Genomic DNA, 20958 nt, shown 5'->3' on the forward strand with positions numbered 1-20958 from the left:
GCTCAGCGCAGGGCCTGGGTGTCAAACCAGCGGCGCGCCAGGCGGTCCCAGAAACGGGCGCCCAGATCGAGGTTGTTGTCGTTGAAGTCGTAGCCGGGGTTGTGCAGGCCGACGCCGGGCTGGCCATCGGCGCCATTGCCGATCCAGCCGTAGGCGCCGGGAACGGCTTCGAGCATGAAGCCGAAGTCTTCGGCGGTCATCGCGGGCAGCACATCGGTGTGCGCATGGGTGTCTCCCACCATCTCGCGCATCACCTCGCCCATGAAGACCGCTTCCTTCCGGTGGTTGGTGGTGTTGGGGTAGCCGGGTTTGATGATGACTTCGGCGCTGGCAAAGTGTGCTTCTGCCATGTGGCCGCTGATGCGGTGCAGGCCGTCGATCAGGAATTGTTGCGAGGCATTGGTGAGGTTGCGGCAGGTGCCGTAGATGCGCGCTTCGTCGGGGATGATGTTTTCCACCGTGCCTGATTCGATCTTGCCGATGGTGAGCACCGAGCTGTCCAGCGGATCGGTGCCGCGCGAGATGAGGGTCTGCAGCTGGCCGACGATGGCGCAGGCCACCGGAATGGGATCGATGGTGGTGTGGGGCAGGGCGGCATGGCCGCCACGGCCACGCACGATGATCTCGAACCGCAGCGCCGCTGCCATGATGGGGCCGACGCGCACGCCCATCTCACCCTGCGGCAGTGCGGGCCAGTTGTGCAGCGCAAACACGGCCTGGCAGGGAAACCGGGCAAAGAGCCCATCATTCATCATGGCGCGCGCCCCGGCACCACCTTCTTCGGCGGGCTGGAAGATCAGATGCACGGTGCCATCGAAATCGCGCTGGCGCGAGAGCAGCTCGGCCGCGCCCAGCAGCATGGTGGTGTGGCCGTCATGGCCGCAGGCATGCATGCGGCCTTCGTACTGGCTGATGTGGCCGAACTGGTTGGTTTCCTGCACGGGCAGGGCGTCCATGTCGGCGCGGATGCCGATGGCTGGCCCCGGGTTGGCGGCATCGCGCCCCTTGCCGTGAATGCTGGCAACAATGCCGGTGGTGCCCAGGCCTCGCGCCATGGGTATGCCCAGCGCCGTGAGGTAGGCGGCAATCTTGTCGGCCGTGCGGCTTTCTTCGTACTTCAGCTCCGGATGCATGTGCAGGTCGCGGCGGAATGCGGTGAGCTGGTTGATGTTGGGTGCGTTGTCTTTGTCGAGGTACATGGCTCAATCTCCCGGATCGATGAAGGCAGCCGGGCCGGTGGGGTTGCACCGATTATGCGACTGCCAAAACTACTTCTGTTTATATGGTTAGGCACGCTATTGTCACCCGCAGGACGCACCCGGCATCGGTGCGGACGATGGTGAACGGCATCGGCATTCCATTGGGTGCCAATGCAGCAGGCAGCACCCGATTCTGAAATTTTGATCGAATTTCTTTATTGAAGTATTTGTTATTCTGATAAAACCTTGTAGTGGTTTTGGAACCGATTCATTGAATGCTGTGCGGGAGATTTGCATGAAGGGCAGTTTGATCAGAAGCATTGGTCTGAGCGTGTGGATGCTCGCCGCCTCGTGCGCGTATGCGCAAAACAGCTATGCCCCGCAAAACGGCACGTGGGTGGTGTCGAGCGAGCTGGACGGCAAACCGGGCCGCGGCCTGGCGCTGGATGTGCAGTTTGGCTCGATGGTGCTGCAGCTGTACGGTTACAACGCAGACGGCTCGCCTACTTTCTACATGGCCAGCGGCAATTTTCAGATGGCGGTGGGTACGCCCTTTGTGGCGCCTCTCAAGCGATACGCCGGAGGCCGGTACTTTGGCAGCGAGGCACGTGATGCCCAGGAGCTGGACACGGCTGGCGATGTCAAAGTGGTTTTCGACAGCGCCACGACGGCGACCTTGACATTGCCTGGCGAGCAGCCGGTGCGCATCGAGCGCCTTTACTTTGACAATCCGGTGATCCGGTCGGGGCAGCGCGCCACTTTCTTTCTGGGCCATTCCTGGCAGTCGGATGCCTCGGCGCTTGTGGCCAGCCTGGAAATGACCGGCGATGGCGCTGCCAGCTTTCGGTACCCGCGCTATGACCCGGATGCCAACAAGTTCCTGAGCATTCAGTGGCCTTGCAAGGCAGAGCAGGCGCGACAGCCCATGGTCTGCGAACGCTTGAGGGAAGACGGCGAGGTGCTGGACCGCGTGGTGCTCAAGCGCTATCTCCATGAGCTTGTCGGCGTGCTGGAGACCAATGATGTGCGGGGTTCCAACCGGGGAGCAGAGGCTTTCAAGGGCCCTTTGCTTACCGTGCATGGCGGCAGCAATACATTGCAAGCCCTGCCGCTGGACACAGCCACGCCGCCTGCAGGTGCGGCCGGGGCCGTGGTTCCCGACAGCGGTACCTGGATGGTGACCGAAGAGAGCACCGGCCAGCCCGGCCGGGGGCTGAGTATCGATCCGCAAGGCGGGCAGGTGCTGGTGCAGGTGTTCAATTACGGCAGCGATGGGCAGCCGACTTTCCATATGGGCACTGGCCCGTACCAGCAGGGGGCCGCAACCGTGGCTCTCAGGCAATACCGAGGGGGCCGCTCACTGGGCGGCGCAGCCGCATCGGGTACGGAAATGGGCGAGCCCCAGGCAATGGGCCTGCAATTCGATACGGCCACCACCGGCTGGGTGCAGTTTCCGGGTGAAGCGGCAAAGCGCATCCATCGTTTTCAGTTTGGCGTGAACCATTGGTTTGTGGAGACCATGAGGCAGCCGTTGATGTATCTGGAAGGGGAGTGGTCTGCGGTATCGGCCGATCCCAACATGGCGCTGCGGGTCAAGCTCTCGCCGGCCAATTGGCAACCTGGGGTCCATCCGCCGACTTGGTATGACAACTGGCCCGATATCAACTCCAGTGAAAAAGTGAAGTGCTGGTACGAGCAAACGGCCGACGGCAATGTGCGCTGCACGGTGACGGACAAGCGGCTGGGCAGCTATCCGGAGCTGGAATACCGCTTTGCGCTCAGCTACCGGGGGCGCAGCCTGGCCACCGTGTACCGGCTGCAGAGTGACAAATCGCTGCTGCTGTTGGGGCAGGTGCCTTTGATTCGCACAAGCAATTTTTACACCGCATTTGGCGAGGGCATCGCTTTGCCCAGGACACGCTGACATGGCGAGCGGCATGGAAGACAAGGATTTTGTATGAAGCGTTTGCGTAGACAGATTCTGGGGCTGTTGGGGCTTGCCGCGGGCATGGCTCCGGCGTGGGCCGCGCGTGATTTCACGCCGCAGGCGGGCACGTGGGTGATCGATGCCGAGTTGGATGGCAAGCCGGGGCGCGGTCTGGCGATTGACGTGCAGGGCAATACCGTGGTGCTGCAGGTGTATGGCTACGAGGCCGATGGTGCTGCTACCTTCTACATGGCTTCTGGCCAGATGGAGGGAGACAGTGCGGTGCTGCCGCTGCAGAAGTTCAAGGGCGGAACCGCGTTGGGCGGTGCGGCGCAGGATGCAGAGCTTGCCGAAAACGTGGGCAATGTGCGGCTGCAATTTGCCAATGGCGTGCAGGGCAGCATCCAATTGCCGGGCGAGCCTGCGTATGCCATGCGCCGCTTCATCTTCAACCCGCGTGGTGACCAGTCGGTCTCCCGGCGGCAGCGCTTTGCGCTGGCTGAACTCGATGCCGAGCGCCGTCCTGTTGGTTTATGGAATCTGGAGGTCTATGGCGCAGGGCGCCTGACCTTGGAAAGGCAGACTCCAGCGGAGTACTGGTATTTTGTGTGCCCGCCGGCCAATGAACATGGCACCGTGGAGTGCAGTGGCGAGATGCCAGCCGAGACATCCACCAAAAAAGCTCGACTGAGCTACCAGCAACATCTGTACGACCTGAGCGCCCTGATGGAGGTCGATGGCGAGCCCGCTCGCAGGATGACGGGCGCTTACCTGGACACCTCGACACCGAGGACGATGCCATCGAGTGGCGATCAGATATGGTTTTCGGGATTTCAGGGGGGCTATGGAGCACAGCGCATTCCAGAGCCGGGTACCTGGATCGTGCGGGACGAAAAGACCGGCAAGCCCGGCCGCGGTTTCAGCCTCGATGTGCAATTTGACCAGGCACTGCTGCAAATCTTCAATTACCGGCCCGATGGCCGCGCCACCTTTCATATGGGCTCGGGTGCATTTGCCAACTCGAAGGCGCAGATTGCACTCAAGACCTACCAGGGCGGGCGCTACCTGGGCGGGCCGTGGCAATCGGCCTCCGAGGCATCCGATGCAGGGTTGACGACCATCAGTTTTGATCGCATAGACAGCCACAAGAACATGAATGAAGGCTCGATTCGGCTGCCGCAGGAGCCGCTGCGCGTGATCGAGCGTTTTGAGCTGCAGCCAACCCGCCCTGATCTTGCCAGCCTGATGGGCGATTGGATATTCACTACCAGCAATAACGGGCAAAAGCAGTTCGTTGTTGCGCTGAACGTGATCAAAGGCAATGTGGTGAGCAATGCGGCTGGAGATTTCCAATGCGAGTTTGCGCAGTTGCTGACCGATACGGTAGTGGATTGCAACACCATGCCTGCCGATGCCGAGCGGGCTCTCCGCCTCAGTTTTCCGTTCAGTTACCAGGGGCGCAGTATGAATGGCTATAACAACATTGCCTTTCGGGTGCGGGACAGGTTTGGCAATCTCTCGGGCGTAGGCCCGCTGATCAAGCCTTGAGTACGTGAGTATCTGGGTTTGCGGCTGCTGAGATTGCGCGGCTGCGCCTATCCCGCAAAGTGGCGCAACAGGTGCTGCCATTGCAGCAGGCTGGGGTGATCGCCGTCAGCAGGCGGGCATTCTCCGGCTGTAGGCCATTGAAGGCCGCTGTGCAGTTGCAGAGCCTGTTGCGTGTACGGATGAACCAGATGCATGCTCCAGGCATGCAGCCATAGCCGCTGCAGGCCCAGGCGCTCGGCCCACCAGCGGTTGAGTGGGCCTTTGCCGTGGGTGGCATCACCGATGACGGGGTGGGCGATGTGCTTGAGGTGGCGGCGTATCTGGTGGCGGCGCCCGGTGCGTGGCTCGGCCTGCACAAGCGACAGGCGTGTGCCGGCAAAGCGGCTGTCATAGGCATCGGGGTGTTCCAGCGCGGCCAGCCTCGCAAAGCGGGTCTGTGCAGCTTGGGCGGGGGCGTCGGCCGGTGCGTCGTCGGGGCGCAGGGCGTGGTCTACCTCACAATGCGCCGGCGCCCAGCCGCGCACCAGGGCCAGGTAGCGCTTGTGGATCTGGTGATTCTCAAACTGCGTGCGGGTGCGGCTCGCGGCTTCGGGGTGCAGGGCCAGCAGCAATACGCCGCAGGTGCCTTTGTCCAGCCGGTGCAGCGGGTAGACATGCTGGCCGATCTGGTCGCGCAAGGTCTGCACGATAAAACGCGTCTCGCCCGCGTCCAGCCCCGTGCGGTGCACCAGCCAGCCCGCTGGCTTGTATATGGCAATCAGGTGCTCGTCGCGCCACAGCACGGGCAGGGGCGTGCCCTCGGTGTGTGCATGCGCGATGGCGGGGTCGATGGGAAGAGACATTTGAATCACATAAAGCGATGGCGCATGCTGGTACAGCGCCATCAGCTATCTATTTTATAGTGATCGAGCGCTGCGCTCCTGCAGCTTGCGCCACAGCCCGAACAGCACCATGCCCGCGAGCATGGCAGCGCTGAAGATAGCGGCCGATTCCATGCCTGCGGTGATACCCACCAGCGCCGGGCCGGGGCAGTAACCGGCCAGACCCCAGCCTATGCCAAAGAGGGCCGAACCCATGACAAGCGGCGCGTCGAGCGTCTTGCTGGTTGGCAACTGCATGGGCTCGCCCAGCAGACTGCGCTGGCGTTGGCGCGCCAGTGCAAAGCCGGGCAGGCCAACGGCAATGGCCCCGCCCATCACCAGGGCCAGCGAGGGGTCCCAGGCACCGGCCAGGTCCAGAAAGCCCAGCACCTTGTGCGGGTCGGCCATGCCCGATACCAGGAGACCCAGGCCAAAGACCAGGCCCACGATGGCGGCAATGATGGTGGTCATCACAGTCTCCTTACAGAACGTGGCGCGCCACAAACACGGTGGCAAAACCGGCGATCATGAAGCACAGGGTGGCGACCAGCGATCGTACCGACAGGCGGGAGAGCCCGCACACGCCGTGCCCGCTGGTACAGCCCGAACCCAGCCGCGTGCCAAAGCCCACCAGCAGCCCGGCAAGCACCAGCACTGGCCAGCTCGCCGGGCTGGCGGCGGCGGGTACGGGCGCAAACAGGCCATAGACCCAGGGCGCGGCCAGCAGGCCAATGACAAACGCTACCTGCCATGCGCTGCCCTGCGCGCGCGGTGGCAGCAAACTGCCCACAATACCGCTGATGCCAGCGATACGGCCGTTGAACAGCACGAGCAGCACGGCGGCCAGGCCGATCAGGGCGCCGCCGACCAGGGCAGCCACTGGGGTAAACGCAGAAAAATCAACGGTCATGGAGGGCTTTCATGGGGGGATAAAGGGGCTGTGCGCATCAGGGCGCGGGGCAGTACTGGGCATACATGGTCTGCAGCAGTGCCAGAAGGCGCGCGTCGGCCACCTGGTAGTAGATGTTCTTGCCTTCGCGCCGCGTGGTGACGGCCTTCTCGCGCCGCAGCACGGCCAACTGTTGCGACAAGGTGGGCTGCAGGATGCCCAGATGTGACTCCATATCGCTGACGCAGCACTCGCCCTGGCTCAGGTGGCACAGCAGCAGCAACCGGTCCTCGTTGGCGAGCACCTTGAGGGCGGCAACGGCCTGCTGCGCGGCGTGGCGCATGGCTTCGGGGGGCAGAGGAGCGGTGGGGCTATCAGTCATCGGCAGATGGCTTGTGTTATGGGCTTGCGGATATGTGTGATTTTCATTATATTGAAATATATATTGTTTTATTTGAATATATTTTTAACCATGACTTCACCAACTGCATTTGGCGTACGGGCGTTCTTTGACGAGGTGACGGGTACCGTCAGCTATGTACTGCACGATGGTGCGAGCCGGGAGGCGGCGGTGATTGATCCGGTGTGGGACTTTGATGCCAAGAGTGGCCGCACCAGCACGGTATCGGCCCAGCGCATCGTTGATTACCTGCAAGCGCAGCAGCTGGATCTGCGCTGGGTGCTGGAGACGCATGCGCATGCCGATCACCTCTCGGCTGCCCAATGGCTGCGTACGCAGGTGCCTGCTGGCACGGTCCGCACGGCGGCCCCTGTCGTGATTGGCCAGCAGATCACCGCCGTGCAGAAGGTGTTTGGCGGTATCTATGCAATGGACGATTCCATCGCACCACAAGGGCGAGACTTTGACAGGCTGCTGGCCGATGGCGACGTGCTGCAGCTGGGCGCCATTGGCATTCGGGCCTTGAGCGTGCCGGGGCACACGCCGGCAGACCTTGCCTATGCGGTAGATGATGGAAGCGGCAGTGGTGTTAGCGCCATTTTTGTCGGCGACACCCTGTTCATGCCCGATGTGGGAACGGCGCGCTGCGACTTTCCAGGTGGCGATGCGCACCAGCTCTACCGGTCCATCCGCAAACTGCTGGCCCATGCGTCGCACACCGCGCTGTATGTCTGCCACGACTACCCACCTGCAGGCCGTGCACCCGCATGGCGCAGCACGGTGGCCGAGCAGCGTGCGCACAACGTCCATGTGCACGATGGCATCGATGAGGCCGCGTTTGTTGCAATGCGCCAGGCACGCGATGCAACCCTTGCCATGCCGCAGTTGATGCTGCCATCGGTACAGGTCAATATCCGTGCAGGCAGGCTGCCCGACGCTGATGCGCAGGGCCGGCGCTTTCTCAAGCTCCCGGTGAATGCGCTGTAGCCGCTGTAACTGCGGCTGTCTTATCGGCCCGCAGACTGGTGCTGCGCGTCTTCAAAGCGGTTCACATTCCACAGGCTGGGGAAAAGCCGGCTCCACAACCCCACTACGGCCAGCGTGCACAGCCCGCCCGCCACGGCAGCAGGTACGGCCCCCAGCAGGGCGGCACTGCTGCCTGCGCGGAACTCGCCCAATTCATTGGATGAACCGATGAACAACATGTTGACCGCGTTGACACGGCCCCGCATGCCATCGGGCGTGGCAAATTGCAGCAGTGCGCCGCGCACGTACACGCTCACCATATCGGCGGCACCAGCCACTGCGAGCGCGATGCAAGACAGCCACAGCCAGTGCGACAGCGAGAACACCAGGTTGGCGATGCCGAATACGGCAACAGCCAGCATCATGCGTTTGCCCACATGCGTGCCGAAGGGGCGGTTGCTCAGGTACAGGCCCGCGCAGACTTCGCCCATGGCCATGGCGCTGCGCAGCAGGCCCAGGCCCTCGGGGCCGGTGTGCAGCACTTCATGCGCGTAGATGGGCAGCAGCGCCACCACCCCGCCCAGCAGCACGGCAAACAGATCGAGTGAAATCGTGCCCAGCACCATCGGCCTGCCGAAGATAAAGCGGATACCGGTGCCAAAGCGCTGCCAGATGGTGTCGGCGGGCGCATCCACCCCGTCCTTGGCCCGCGGCGTGGCATACAGCACCTGCACGCGCAGCAGCATCACGGTGCCGAGCGCAAACGCCAGCAGGCACGTGCCATAGGTCCACGCTGCGCCGCCTGCGGCATACAGAAAGCCGCCCAGCATGGGCGCGCCGATGGCTGCACACCGCATGACCACGCTGTTGGTTGCGATGGCCTTGGGCAGCAGCGCCTGCGGCACCAGTTGTGGCAACAGGCTTTGCAAGGCCGGGCCGGAAAATGCCCGCGTGGCGCCATACAGCACCAGCACGGCATAGATTCCGGCCACCCCCGCATGCCCATGGCTTGACAGCCACAGCAGCAGCGCGCTGCACACGCCCCCGATCGCCCAGCTGGCCGCCAGCACCTTCTTGCGCGGCAGCCGGTCAATCAGCTCGCCTGCTGGCAGCAGCAGCACCAGCATGGGAATGAACTGAGCAAGGCCCACAAAGGCCAAGGCCATCGGGTTGCGCGTGAGGTCGTACACCTGCCAGGCCACCACCACGGCCTGGATCTGCGTGGCGCCAACGGCAAACACGCGGGCCACCAGAAAGGTCAGAAAGCCGCTGTGCTGGTCGCGCAGCAGTGGGGGGTGGGCAGAGCTGGATGGAGCGGGCATGGATGGCAAGGGCAGGCGGCCATGCCGCATGCAGTGCAATCGAAGGGATTGCGGTGTTGTTGGTGGTTATGGCGCCATTCTGCCATGGCAGCTCAACTCTTATATAAGACCTGGGCTTCGCAAGCGTGCAACAGCGTATTGCCCAAAAACTGGGCATGGTGAAAATGTGCTTGCAGATCAAATGTCTTGCTCGCTTTTGCCAAGCTTATGCACAGAGGCATCCCCGCAGGTTGGGAATAACTGCGACTGTTGCAAGACCGTCTTTCGCACAAAGGCCGCTGGCAAGAGCGGGCTCTGCCTGGCCGCATGCGTGGGGCAGCTCCCGGCAACAAAAAACCCCGGCGAGCCGGGGTTGAACGAGGCGTGGCGCGTGGCGCTTACTTGGTGCGTTCGGATTCGACCGTCATGTCCAGCACGTAGGCGTAGCGCGAGGCATCGGCAGGCGGGTTCTGTACCGTGTAGCGCTTGACGCGCAGCACATTGCGAATGCCCGGCTCGTGCTGGTAGCCCTCGATGTTGCCGTAGAAATTGCCCCACTCGCCAGTCGTGGTCTTGCGGCCAGCGCCGTCATAGCGCACTTCGCGCACCTGCAGGCACTGCGTTCGCATCACGCCCGCGCTGCATGGCTTGGTCTGGGGGCCCACTTCCAGGAAGATGGTCTCGCCCGCATTGCCGTACTTGGTGGCATTGGTCGGCACGGCCTTCAGATTCCAGCGGCTGCCATCACTGAAGGTGAGCACCATGCTCTGCGGGTTGGCATCCTGCGCAATGCGTACGCTCTGCGCGCGCGGCAGCTGGGCGCCAACGGCTTGCTCCAGCTGCATCACACGGTTATCGGCGCACGCCATCTGGGTCGAGATCATATTGCCGATCGAGATCTTGTCGCCATCGAGCTGGTAGCTGCCGCCCAGGTTGTTGCAGATCTTGGTGGAGACCAGTTGCTGGCCAGGCTGGCTGCCTGCAGAAAAGTTCAAGCGCACGGCAGTCTTGGGAGCCAGGGCGGTGAAACTGGGCAGGGCGCGGCCGGATTGGTCCTGGGCGCTTTCCAGATCCCAGTGGTAGGCCTGCAGGGTTTTGTTGAGTGCAGAGGTGTTCATGCTGGGAGCGGTGGAGGCGGCGCCAGGCGTGCTGGTGGATGGGTCGGCCGAGCCCGTGCTGCTGCAGGCAGAGATGCCAAGCAGGGCGGCGGAAGCAAAAGCGGCGAGTGGCCAGCGTGTCATGGTGGAATCCTTTCTGAAATGGGATGGTAGCCGATAGGGGCTGCCAACCGGTGGTTGGAACGCATACACGTTCAGCAAGTGTGCGCCATCCTAGAGGATGCGCATGTGCGCAGGCTGTAGGCTGTTATCCGTTTTGGTTGCCTGCGTGCGAGGCAATGCTGCGAAGCAGCACTGCACAAACACTGCACAAAAGATGAGCAGTGATTAATAGTTTTAATAAAACAATGGCTTGCGCGCTTGTCCCCAGGCTTGCCCACACCATCGCCCACAGAAGTGAGGGATAAGATGGTTGCGATCAGGCTGGCAGGAAAAGGGCTGGGTCGACCATGGTGCGGTTGAGCATGACACCCCAGTGCAGGTGCGGGCCGGTGACGCGGCCGGTGGCCCCGACCTTGGCAATCACATCGCCAGCACGTACCGCGTCGCCCACGGCGCAATCAATCTTGCTGAGGTGGCAGTACATGGTCAGAAAGCCGGAGCCATGGTCCAGCCAAACGGTATTGCCGTTGAAGAAGTAGTCGCCCGTGTCGATCACCTTGCCTGCCAGCGGCGCCTTGATGGGCGTGCCGGTGGGGGCTGCGATGTCCATGCCGCTGTGCGGATTGCGCGATTGGCCGTTGAACACGCGGCGCAAGCCAAACGAGCTGGAGCGCCGCCCCGGCACGGGCGCAGGCAGCACCATGCTGGCAGGAGAGACATTGCTGAAGGTGGCCATGACCTGCTTGAGATGGACACTTTCCTTCTCATAGCGGGCATTGTCCTCGGGCGAAAGATCGACCGTCTTGGGTGCTACCTTGAGCCGCTGCTCGCTGTATTTCTTGTCTCGCACGGTGTACGCAACGGTGCGGCTGCCTTCGGCGGTCTGCACGCGGATACTGGCGGGCCCTACGGGGGCAGACAGTGGAATGCCCACGAGGGCTGTCCATTCGATCGCATCGCCCAGCACCAGCACAGGCATATCGCCGCTGAATGCCTGGGGACGACTTGCCGCAGGCCCCAGCGACAGGCGCGCCACGCCACCGGGCACCTGCGAATCGGCAGGCCAGCCATCGGATGCATGGGAGGGCGCTGCCAGCAAATGCGGCGCAAAAATGGCTGCCGCGCTGCCCAGCAAAACCTGCCGGCGGCTGACGCCTGGGCACACGGCTGCAAGGGCTGTGGGTGTAACTGGAAGGAACATGGCAGAGTGCAAATTCTGTAAAGCGCTTTAAAAAGCATAGCGTCTTGCGCTTGCCCCCTGCGCGCAAACCTTGCATTTAATGTGCAAATTTTGGTAAACCAGACGATGTGTAACCACGACTGCCACGCGGGCTGGTAGCATATTTGATGCTATCCTTTTTGCAAATGGTAAAGCGTTTGGGAAGCCCGCAGCGGCGAGATGTTTGCAATTGCCGCTGCAATACCGCATCCATCCGCTACATTAACTGCGGCAGCAGGTGCCAAGGCGTTTTCCGCAAAACCATACTCCGGGAGTTTGTGTCGTTCATGTTGGGCAAGTATTCAGACAGACCTTACCTTGCGCGCGCAAGTGGCAATCTGCAGCTTCGCGCTGCAGCGTGGGTGCTGATGGCTGCCAGTGCGGTCCTCTTATCGGGCTGCGCCAGCCTCGGCGGTGGCCAGGATGGCGGGCATTACAACGTGGTGGCACACGAAACCTTTGGTTCGGCCAATACCTATTCGCGTCTGTTTGATGCCTCACCCGAGCGTACCTGCGAAGCTGCGCGACGCGCGCTGCTGAGCCAGGGCTACCTGATCAATGTGTCCAAAGACAAGGAAGTGGAGGGCCAGAAGACCTTCCAGCCTGCGCCGGACAACAACCAGGTCATCACCATCCGGGTGGTGTGCGCCCCTGACAGCAAGGACGGCAAGGTGAGCCTGGGTTTTGTATCGGCGCTCAAGGACACCTACAACCTCAAGAAGAGCAGCAACTCGGCCAGCGTGGGCGTGGGCGCACTGGGGTCGCTGTCGCTGCCGTTCTCGGCAGGCAATGATTCGCTGATCAAGGTGGGCAGCGAAACCGTGAGTTCGGCCACCTTCTACGACAGCTTTTTTGATCTGATCAAATCCTTTCTGCGCCAGGACGACAGCCTGCGCCAGCAAAGTCTGCACGACGGCGAAGAGTTCGTGGAATAAATGGCTGGTGGCGGTTGATCCACAAGCCAAAGCAGTTCCAAAAACGCGGCCCCTGGCCTGGTGTCAGTTGTTTCTGGTAGCTACTGCGGCTGTGCGCGCACTTGCTGGCATGCCAGTGCTGGGTTAAAAGCAGTCATGGGCAACTGAAATGTGGAGCGTGCAATATGCCATTGAACCATGAGGTGCAGGACGAGATCACGGTACTGGTACACGGCGGGTTTGAAGATGCTTCTCGCATTGTTGAAATCATTGTCGACGAGATGTACGAGCCCGGAGAGCTGGACGAAGACGAGGTTCAGGTTTTTGTCGACCAGTGTTTTGCCGCCTGGGAGCTGGCCAAGCGCCAGTGGCCGCGCGTGACGGACTGTGACCGCCTCGATCAGGCCTTTGACCAGTTGGAGCAGCAAGGCGTGGTCTGCCTGCAAAACGCGGGTTACACGCAAAGCGACGGTTACAACGACATCCGCGAAGAACTTCGCCAACGCAGCGATGCAACGCGTTTCATTGGCTACTGCTTCTTTCATGAGCAGGACCTTGCCCGTGCGGTGCGCGGAGGGGGCCTGTATCTGGCCTTTGGGCCGCTGGATGCGGCGCTGGAGCATTCGCTCGGTCTTGAGGTAGGGCAGCGCGTGATGCGCGCCCTGGTTGCCGCGGGCCTGCATGCCCAGTGGAGCGGCATGTTTGACCAGCGCATATCGGTGCCGGTGTTTGACTGGAAAAGCCGCTGATCGGGCAACCATGGTTTGAGCGAAATTCCTACCCAAAGCCCCTGTCGAGGCTCCTATAAAGAAGGTTTCGGAAAGGGAGTCTCATGGAAAGAAAGCCGCCCAGTGCCTGTAGTACTCATTCTTCTGCAGCAAGGTGCCTGCTGGCCGGAGGGGCCGCCCTCGCTGCGGGCTGGTATTGGGCGCAGCGCGTCTCCATTCCGCCTGAAGTTCTGCCTGTAGAGGATTTCGACGTTGAGCGCTACCAGGGGCATTGGTATGAGATCGCACGGATTGATTATCTGTTTGAGCGTGGGCTCACATCGTGTACAGCAGACTACAGCATGAATGCCGATGGCACGGTGCGCGTGTTCAACCAGGGTTTTGATCCGGAAAAAGGGGTCTGGAAGTCTGCCAAGGCGGTGGCCAGGTTCATTGGCGCGCATACTGAAGGGGCGTTGAAGGTTTCTTTCTTCCGCCCGTTTTACTCAGGGTACTACGTGGTGCATGTCGATGACGATTACCAATGCGCAGTGGTTGTGGGCGACGGATGCCGGTACTGCTGGGTTCTGTCGCGTTCACCGGAAATGAATGACAAGCTCTATGCAGGCCTGCTGTCGGTGGCGGCTGCCAACGGGGTAGATATCAGTCGCATGCACCGGGTACCGCACGGCGCACAACCTGATCCAGAGGATTGAAGGCCCCGACCAGGCAGTAGATGACAGTGACAAAACCCCGGCCCGGTCTCGAAGCAGGCCGGGCTTTTTTCCCAGGCGCATACTGGCGAGGCTGACATGCAATTGCTCGGATCTGCAGCGCTGTCGCGGGCATTCAAAACAGCGGAGGGAAGCCAGGGCTACAAAATAGGCCTGTTCTTTTCCGTGCATAATAACGCGCAGTCATAAAAGACGAAAAATGAGATTTGCGGAGCGCTCCGCAGACTCTCGAAGTCTGACTTTGCCTGATATGGCAAAAAATCTAGTCAATTCAATAAACTGCCCGTAGCTCAGTTGGATAGAGCAACAGCCTTCTAAGCTGTGGGTCACTGGTTCGATTCCAGTCGGGCAGGCCAATCCCGCAACGCACCGTTGCCATCAATCCCATCGCTTTGGCGCGCCATGCTGCCCAGCCAAGCCGACAACCTTTCCCGAACTAAATGGATAGAGCACTGCCAGGGCATCCATGCCCTGAATGGCAGGCTGCTCTTGCTCTTGGCCGACGCTCCACGGTGAGCTAGTCATGCCTTTCGTGGGCAGAGCCGATGTCACTTCGAGATTTCGGTGCCCGTTCAGCTGTGCAGAACTATTGCCATTGCCTGCTGAGGCGGGTCGGGCGCTTACCAGTCCTTCTTCCGCTTGCTGCGTCGCGGTGGGCTATATCGGGTTTTGATGGAGGTAGCTTGCATTCCAGCCATGCACAGTGCTGAACCGCCAAAGACAAAGGCCACCCAGAGGGTGGCCTTCGTTTCGCTGTAAAAAAAGCCGACCCTGGGTATCCAGGGATCTCGTGCAAATACATAGAGAGGGAGGGAGGAGAGCACGAACTCGGCGTAAACCGTTCGAACAATATTAGCGCATTCCTATCGGTGAATGAAGAATGTTTGTATATTTTTCCGAAAAATGGAGTCAAAAAAAGAGCCTGCATTGCGCAGGCTCAAAAACGGTACTCACTCGTTTTAGTGGTATTCCCCTCCCGTGGAGGCCTTAATGATATGTCAAATTTATGATCATTTAAATTTAATAATTTTGATAAATATCACAGCGATGCAAAATTAGCAGTGCTGTCAAGTCGGCTGCATGTGCGCCTCAGCCTTAGAAAGCAAAAGAACATGGAAGTTAGCCGTAAGCCAGTTACCATGCTTGGTATCTGATTGAAAGCTTTACCTATGCCACCCCTATTGAGCTGTTTTCTTTATACAAGCCAGATGACTCCTGATTTGGACGTTCATCAGATCGGTCAGATTGTCAAGCAGGCCCGAGAGCTCAATGCCATCCAGGGCATCACCGGGATGCTGGTGTTCGATGGAGAGCGATTCGCCCAGTACGTGGAAGGGCCACCAGAGGCGGTTTCTCAACTGGCTGTCAAATTGGCAGCCGATCCTCGGCACTGTGATTTTCATCCTTTGCTGAGCCAGTCGCTTACCGGTGGGCGCAGATTTGCCCACTGGGCAATGGGCTACTCTGATGCAGATATGCACGATTTTGATATCCAGGCGCTGAACGACATGGCTGCCGATCTGGCTCTGGAGAGTTTCTCGGCTGCAGCGGTCGCCATCGACAGTCTGTAATGTGCGGAAGGCTCGGGTGAAGTAGGCCCAAGCCGGAGACACTGTATCGGGCTCGGCCTGCTGCATAACCGGATGCATGCGCGCAGGCTGCGGTCTCACCCCCCATGTACTTTTATGAAGCATTTTTTCGCAGAATGGCATGTTGGCTTCCAGCTGCTCCCAGTGCCTGCTTCGTGTGGTAACGTTGATCGCCAGCAAGCATCCAAAGGTAGCAGGCTCAAATCCTTCGATTCGAGAATGGGTGTGGGTATTGATTCGTTTCAGTTTTTCTTAACCTAGCAATTCCTTATATGAAAAAAACCACCTTTTACCGAAACCTCGTTATTGCGATGGGAGTCGCAGCTTCGTCGGCGCAGCTTTATGCGCAGGTGGCGCCTGCCTTTTTTCTGAATGACACGATCATTCGAAATATTCCGGCAAAGGACTTGCCTTCGTTTCGCTCGGCTTTGGGCAGTGTGCTGGAGAGCCCCCAAGACGGCGTTGCCAAGTCCTGGAGCAGCACCAGCAAAGTGGCATCCAAGGCCATCAGGGTGGTTCTGACGCCTTTGCAGACGGCGCAGACCCAATCGGCCAACACCTGCAGGCTGGTCAAGGCCGATGTGGCAAGGGGTAGCCAGTCGGAAAACTGGCAGTTCTGGTTCTGCAAGCAGGGTGACGGCGCCTGGAAGGCGAGCGGAAGCTCCACTCCGCGCTGATGGATCGGCATATGGCGGTATCTAAAAACACCCGGGGCAGCTGCATGAACCCTCGCAGGAGCCGGTTCTTTGGAATCAAGCCGTTGCTTCTGAGCCTGGCGCTGTTGAATGCGCTTCCCGGTGCGTCGGCGTGCACGAGGCTTGTCTTTCTGGGCGATGGTGGGAAAGTGGTGACTGCGCGCTCCATGGACTGGAAGAGTGATATCACCAGCAACCTGTGGGTCATGCCGCGCGGCATGGCCCGAAGTGGTGAAGCAGGACCGAATTCTCTGCGCTGGACGTCGCGTTATGGCAGTGTGGTGACTTCGGGCTATGACATCTCCACGACCGACGGTGTCAACGAGGCGGGCTTGAGCGCCAACCTGCTCTGGCTTGTGGAGTCGCAATACCCAAAATTCGATTCGAACAGCAAGCCAGGGTTGACCATTGCCGCCTGGGCACAGTTTGTTCTGGACAATTTTGCGACCGTGGATGAGGCGGTGGCTGCCTTGAAGCAGCAGCCTTTCACCATTGTCACGGACAGCGTCCCCGGGGAGAAGCGGTTGGCCACGCTGCACCTGTCGATATCGGATGCAAGCGGCGACAGCGCCATTGTTGAATATATTGATGGGCGTCAAGTCATCCACCATAGCCGCAGTTACCAGGTGATGACGAATTCGCCGGTTTTCGACCAGCAACTGGCGCTCAACAGTTATTGGCAGCAGATCGGTGGCACGACGATGCTGCCGGGCACCAACCGTGCAGCAGACCGGTTTGCCCGCGCGTCGTTCTATGTGAATGCCATTCCCAAGGATCAGGATGCCAACAAGACGCTGGCAAGTGTTTTCAGTGTCATTCGCAACGTCTCGGTGCCCTATGGGTTGACCACCCCTGGCGAGCCCAATATCTCGTCGACGCGGTGGCGCACGGTGTTTGACCATCAGCGCAAGCTGTATTTCTTCGAGTCGGCGCTGACACCCAACACCTTCTGGGTGGATCTCAAGAGCATTGACTTCAGCAGCGAGAAAGGAAGGGTTCTCAAACTCGACCTGGGGCCCAACCAGGATCACCCCTTTGCCGGTGACGCAACCAGCGCCTTCCGGCCCGCAGAGCCATTCAAGTTTCTGGGTATCTGAAGGTGATGGTGGCGGGCGGCTGACTCTGCACAAGCCCACGACAGAACGAGACCCCTTCGCCGGGAGGGGGCGTTCAAGCTGTGGGCTTTTTACGGCGGCAGGCTTTCCAGGTAGTCCAATGTCGACTGCGCATGGGGGTATCCGCTCGCTGTGGCTTTTTTTGCCCAGTAGAGGGCCTTGTCTCTGTCGTTTTCATACAGGTAGATCTGTGCCAGGTTGTATTGCGCAGGCGCATACCCCAGCTCCCCCGCAATCAATATCCACTCCCTGGCCTGTTTCTGGTCGTCGGCAGCAGACCGGTAGTAGGTGTAGACGTTGAATGCGGCCCTGCCGTCCCCATTGTTGGCCAGCCCTTTCTGTCGCTCCAGCTCTCTTGGCGACATCCTTGGAATGCCGACAGTCAATACATTTGGGTCGTACCGTATGCCCGTGTCTGGAGGCGGACGGTTGAAATGAGGAATATTGGTGCACGAGACAGTGCTGAGCACTGCAAGGGTGGTGATCAGGAGATGTTTCATGGATTGCCAGTGGGTTGGGTGAAGGGGCGCCTTGCAATGCTTGCTCAATCGCCCACTATCAGCAGCTCTGCCAGCCGCTGCTGCAGCCACAGTGCGGTGCTCTCCAGTGCCGCGCCCTGCAGGCTGAGCATGCGAACGGCCAGCGGGGGCAGGCGCAGCTCCGGGCAGTCCAGGGCGACAATGCGTGGCTCAATGTCGGGCGCCTGCGCGATATTGCGCGGCAGGATACCCCAGCCTATGCCATCGGCCAGCATGTCGGCGAGCACGTAAAAACTCTCCGAGCGCCAGATGCGCGGGCTGATAACCAGATCTTCCACTCCTTCGATATGCATCACCAGCTGGCGGTGGCCGGCCAGATCCTCGCGGGTGATCCGGGCCTGGGCGGCCAACGCATGGTTGCGCGCCACGAACACCATCTGCGGCACGCCCGCCACATAGCGCTGGGCAAACTGCGCATCCACGGGGCCGCGGTCGAACTGAAAGGCCAGCGCAGCATGGCGCGACTGCACGGCCTGGGCGACCTCCGCTGCCGTGCCATTGAGCAAGGTCAGCTCCAGTGCCGGAAACCGTGAGGCCAGCTCCCGCAGCAGCCGGGCGATGGGCGGGTAGGGCAAGGCTTCGTCAATGGCCACACACAACTGCGCGCTCTGGCCTGCGGCAAGTGCCTGGGCGCGTAGATCGAGCGCCTGGGCCTGATTGAGCAGGGCGCGTGCCTCTGTCAGCATCACTTCGCCTGCCGGCGTAAGGTGCACCGAGCGTCCGACGCGCCGAAACAGCGCCAGCCCCAGGTCGGCCTCCAGCAGGCCCATGGCCATGCTGACTGCCGACTGCGCGCGCCCCAGACGCCGCGCAGCTTGGGTCATCGAGCCGCAATCAGCCACGGCCACGAATTGGTTCAGGCGTTCAAGAGTCCATTCCATTCATCAATTTTACTGATTAACTCAAACTTTTAATAAATTAAAAATTGATCAATCATGGAGGTGTTGTTAAAAAATCGCCCCTCCAAAAAGAGGATTCCATGCAAACCACTACTTTTCCCTCTTCACGCAATCCAAGCCTGGGAGCCCGCCGCTGGCTGGTGCTGGGCATTGTCTCCGTCGCATTGCTGCTCATCGTCATCGATATGACGGTGCTGTATACGGCATTGCCGCGCCTCACCCATGATCTGGCCGCTACCGCTTCAGCCAAGCTCTGGATCATCAATATCTACTCGCTCGTCGTCTCCGGGCTGCTGCTGGGCATGGGCACGCTGGGCGACCGCCTGGGCCACAAGCGCCTGTTCATTGCAGGCCTTGCCGTATTTGGCGGTGCTTCGCTGGCTGCGGCCTTTGCGCCGGGAACTGGCGTGCTGATCACGGCCCGTGCACTGCTGGGTGTGGGCGCTGCCATGATGATGCCAGCGACGCTGTCGCTCATCCGCCTGAGCTTTGGCGACGAGAAGGAGCGCGCCCTGGCGATTGGCATCTGGGCCTCGGTAGCCTCTGGTGGTGCGGCCTTCGGTCCGGTACTGGGTGGGGCGCTGCTGGAGCACTTCTGGTGGGGATCGGTATTCCTGATCAACGTGCCCATCGTGCTCATCGCCTTGCCGCTGGCCTGGCGCTGCATTCCCGCCAGCGAGGGCAATCGTGAACGCCCCTGGGATCTGGTGGCCTCCATCCAGGTCATGCTGGGCCTGGTGGCTGGCACCTATGCGATCAAGGAGCTGGGCAAGCAGTCTCCTGACTGGGTCATGGCCGCTGGCGCGCTTGCGGTTGGTGTCGGCTTTCTGTGGGTCTTTGTGCGCCGCCAGCGCAGCAGCCGCCATCCGCTGCTCGATCTGGCCTTGTTCCAGGACCGGGGCTTCACCACGGCCGTGCTCTCGGCCCTGGTGGCTGCTGCCGCGCTGCTGGGCATGGAGCTGGTGTTCAGCCAACGCCTGCAACTGGTGCTGGGCTTCAGCCCACTGGAGGCGGGTTGGGCCGTGTTGCCACTGCCGGTTGCAGCCTTTGTAGCAGGTCCCATTGCTGGTCGCCTGTTGCCACGTTGGGGCAGCAGCCGCTTGCTGGCGCTGGCGTTGCTGGCTTCAGGCCTGGGCATGGGTGCCTATCTGGCACTGCACGAGGCAGCTGCGGTGTGGCAGTCGCTGAGCCTGGTGTTGCTGGGCGTGGGCATTGGCGGAGCCATTACCGCTGCTTCGGCCACCATGCTGATGAGTGCACCTGCCGACCGTGCTGGCATGGCCGCATCGGTAGAGGAGGTTTCATACGAACTGGGCGGCGCCCTGGGCGTGACTGTCATGGGCAGCCTGCTGTCGGCGGTCTATGCGCATTCGCTGGTCTTGCCGCCATCGGCTGCGGCTGCGCTATCGCCCACGGTGCGCGACAGCCTCGATGAAGCCCTGCTGGCAGCAGAGAAACTGCCGCAAGGCGCTGCCCAAAGCCTGGTGCAGGCGGCCAGCACGGCCTTTGACAAGGGCTTTTCCGCAGTGCTGTTGCTGGCCACGGTTCTGCTGCTGATTACCGGCTGGGTGGCTTGGCACAAGCGCGCCCGCTGAGCGATTAAAAATTTGAAAGGATCGATTCATGAATGTGAAGACTCAACTGAGACCGCTGGAGCGCGAGGATTTGCGCTTCGTGCACCTGCTGGACAACAATGCCAGCGTCATGCGCTATTGGTTTGAAGAGCCCTATGCCACCTTCGACGAGCTGAGCAGCCTGTACGATGCCCATGTGCATGACCAGGGCGAGCGCCGCTTTGTGGTTCAGCACGGAGGCGAGCGCGCGGGCCTGGTGGAGCTGGTGGAGATCGACCTGATTCACCGCCGCGCCGAATTCCAGATCATTGTTGCCCCCGATCAGCAGGGCAAGGGCATTGCGGCGCATGCCACGCGACTGGCGCTGGACCATGGCTTTCGCGTGCTGAACCTGCACAAGATCTACCTGTATGTGGACAAGGAAAACGCGAAGGCGATCCACATCTATACAAAGCTGGGCTTTCAGCCAGAGGGCGAGCTGGTGGATGAATTCTTCTCCCACGGCCAGTACCGCAGCGCAATCCGCATGTATATGCTGCAGGTGCCTTATCTGCAGCGCGCGGCCTGATGGAAAGGACGCATGCCCAAAGAAGAAAGCCGCCCTGGTATGCCAAGGCGGCTTTCTTGTGTGTGCTTGCTGGTATGGCAGCGCGTTCGAGGCAG

Annotated in this window: 21 protein-coding genes and 1 tRNA gene; 12 read left to right on the forward strand and 10 right to left on the reverse strand. The window is 60.8% G+C overall.

The genetic code is table 11. The features are described from left to right. Positions 1-2 precede the first annotated feature (2 nt). Positions 3-1199 (reverse strand): M20 aminoacylase family protein, encoded by a 1197-nt coding sequence (locus HNP33_RS08390; protein WP_184707281.1) that lies wholly within the window; start codon positions 1197-1199, stop codon positions 3-5. Between the two features lie 295 nt (positions 1200-1494). Here HNP33_RS08390 and HNP33_RS08395 point away from each other — a divergent pair, with 295 nt between their 5' ends. Together HNP33_RS08395 and HNP33_RS08400 are read left to right on the forward strand one after the other, a co-directional pair. Next, the gene (locus HNP33_RS08395; protein WP_184707282.1) at positions 1495-3123 is read left to right on the forward strand and encodes a hypothetical protein; all 1629 of its coding nucleotides are present in this window, start codon (positions 1495-1497) and stop codon (positions 3121-3123) included. Positions 3124-3156: 33 nt separating this feature from the next. Then, positions 3157-4674, forward strand: a complete 1518-nt coding sequence (locus tag HNP33_RS08400) for a hypothetical protein (protein WP_184707284.1) — start codon at positions 3157-3159, stop codon at positions 4672-4674. 47 nt (positions 4675-4721) lie between these two features. On the opposite strand, the gene HNP33_RS08405 is transcribed toward HNP33_RS08400, so the two are convergent. From HNP33_RS08405 to HNP33_RS08420, 4 genes are read right to left on the reverse strand one after another with little or no spacing between them, the layout of a single operon-like run. Beyond that, positions 4722-5516 carry a pseudouridine synthase gene (locus HNP33_RS08405; RefSeq protein WP_184707286.1) on the reverse strand — a complete coding sequence of 265 codons (795 nt, stop codon included), beginning with the start codon at positions 5514-5516 and terminating at the stop codon, positions 4722-4724. A 54-nt stretch (positions 5517-5570) separates the two neighbouring features. Then, positions 5571-6005: a DUF6691 family protein gene (locus HNP33_RS08410; RefSeq protein WP_184707288.1), complete on the reverse strand. Its 435-nt coding sequence runs from the start codon at positions 6003-6005 to the stop codon at positions 5571-5573. Between the two features lie 10 nt (positions 6006-6015). Next, positions 6016-6444: a YeeE/YedE family protein gene (locus HNP33_RS08415; protein ID WP_184707290.1), complete on the reverse strand. Its 429-nt coding sequence runs from the start codon at positions 6442-6444 to the stop codon at positions 6016-6018. Between the two features lie 37 nt (positions 6445-6481). After that, positions 6482-6805 (reverse strand): ArsR/SmtB family transcription factor, encoded by a 324-nt coding sequence (locus HNP33_RS08420; protein ID WP_184707292.1) that lies wholly within the window; start codon positions 6803-6805, stop codon positions 6482-6484. 90 nt (positions 6806-6895) lie between these two features. Between HNP33_RS08420 and HNP33_RS08425 the strand changes: the two genes are divergently transcribed. Beyond that, positions 6896-7810, forward strand: coding sequence for an MBL fold metallo-hydrolase (locus HNP33_RS08425; RefSeq protein WP_184707294.1), 915 nt, complete (start codon positions 6896-6898; stop codon positions 7808-7810). Between the two features lie 20 nt (positions 7811-7830). Here HNP33_RS08425 and HNP33_RS08430 read toward each other — a convergent pair whose 3' ends face one another. The 3 genes from HNP33_RS08430 to HNP33_RS08440 form a co-directional block, all read right to left on the reverse strand. Further along, complete coding sequence (locus HNP33_RS08430) at positions 7831-9111, reverse strand: MFS transporter (protein WP_233464443.1); 1281 nt, start codon at positions 9109-9111, stop codon at positions 7831-7833. 377 nt (positions 9112-9488) lie between these two features. Next, entirely contained in the window at positions 9489-10331 is an 843-nt protein-coding gene (locus tag HNP33_RS08435) for an META and DUF4377 domain-containing protein (RefSeq protein ID WP_184707298.1), read from the reverse strand. A gap of 295 nt (positions 10332-10626) precedes the next feature. After that, positions 10627-11511 (reverse strand): M23 family metallopeptidase, encoded by an 885-nt coding sequence (locus HNP33_RS08440; protein ID WP_184707300.1) that lies wholly within the window; start codon positions 11509-11511, stop codon positions 10627-10629. 386 nt (positions 11512-11897) lie between these two features. On the opposite strand from HNP33_RS08440, the gene HNP33_RS08445 reads away from it, so the two are divergent. From HNP33_RS08445 to HNP33_RS08475, 7 genes are all read left to right on the forward strand, one after another. Continuing rightward, positions 11898-12464: a DUF2242 domain-containing protein gene (locus HNP33_RS08445; protein WP_184707301.1), complete on the forward strand. Its 567-nt coding sequence runs from the start codon at positions 11898-11900 to the stop codon at positions 12462-12464. Positions 12465-12628: 164 nt separating this feature from the next. Then, positions 12629-13192, forward strand: coding sequence for a DUF6891 domain-containing protein (locus HNP33_RS08450; RefSeq protein WP_184707303.1), 564 nt, complete (start codon positions 12629-12631; stop codon positions 13190-13192). 83 nt (positions 13193-13275) lie between these two features. Continuing rightward, a complete protein-coding gene (locus tag HNP33_RS08455) occupies positions 13276-13866 on the forward strand; it encodes a lipocalin family protein (RefSeq protein ID WP_184707305.1) in 591 nt (196 codons plus the stop codon). 297 nt (positions 13867-14163) lie between these two features. Further along, positions 14164-14240: transfer RNA gene (locus HNP33_RS08460), tRNA-Arg, on the forward strand. An 813-nt stretch (positions 14241-15053) separates the two neighbouring features. Further along, entirely contained in the window at positions 15054-15455 is a 402-nt protein-coding gene (locus tag HNP33_RS08465) for a BLUF domain-containing protein (RefSeq protein ID WP_184707307.1), read from the forward strand. Between the two features lie 290 nt (positions 15456-15745). After that, entirely contained in the window at positions 15746-16150 is a 405-nt protein-coding gene (locus HNP33_RS08470; RefSeq protein WP_184707309.1) for a hypothetical protein, read from the forward strand. Between the two features lie 44 nt (positions 16151-16194). Further along, entirely contained in the window at positions 16195-17265 is a 1071-nt protein-coding gene (locus HNP33_RS08475; RefSeq protein WP_184707457.1) for a linear amide C-N hydrolase, read from the forward strand. A gap of 89 nt (positions 17266-17354) precedes the next feature. Here HNP33_RS08475 and HNP33_RS08480 read toward each other — a convergent pair whose 3' ends face one another. Then, on the reverse strand, positions 17355-17783 hold the full coding sequence (locus tag HNP33_RS08480; RefSeq protein ID WP_184707311.1) for a tetratricopeptide repeat protein: 429 nt from the start codon (positions 17781-17783) through the stop codon (positions 17355-17357). 44 nt (positions 17784-17827) lie between these two features. Further along, complete coding sequence (locus HNP33_RS08485; RefSeq protein WP_184707312.1) at positions 17828-18703, reverse strand: LysR family transcriptional regulator; 876 nt, start codon at positions 18701-18703, stop codon at positions 17828-17830. A 98-nt stretch (positions 18704-18801) separates the two neighbouring features. Here HNP33_RS08485 and HNP33_RS08490 point away from each other — a divergent pair, with 98 nt between their 5' ends. Together HNP33_RS08490 and speG are read left to right on the forward strand one after the other, a co-directional pair. Continuing rightward, positions 18802-20316, forward strand: a complete 1515-nt coding sequence (locus HNP33_RS08490) for an MFS transporter (protein WP_184707314.1) — start codon at positions 18802-18804, stop codon at positions 20314-20316. Positions 20317-20344: 28 nt separating this feature from the next. Further along, positions 20345-20863 carry a spermidine N1-acetyltransferase gene (speG, locus tag HNP33_RS08495; protein WP_184707316.1) on the forward strand — a complete coding sequence of 173 codons (519 nt, stop codon included), beginning with the start codon at positions 20345-20347 and terminating at the stop codon, positions 20861-20863. Positions 20864-20958 lie beyond the last annotated feature (95 nt).

Source organism: Comamonas odontotermitis, assembly GCF_014207855.1.
In the GTDB taxonomy this organism is placed as follows: domain Bacteria; phylum Pseudomonadota; class Gammaproteobacteria; order Burkholderiales; family Burkholderiaceae_C; genus Comamonas; species Comamonas odontotermitis_A.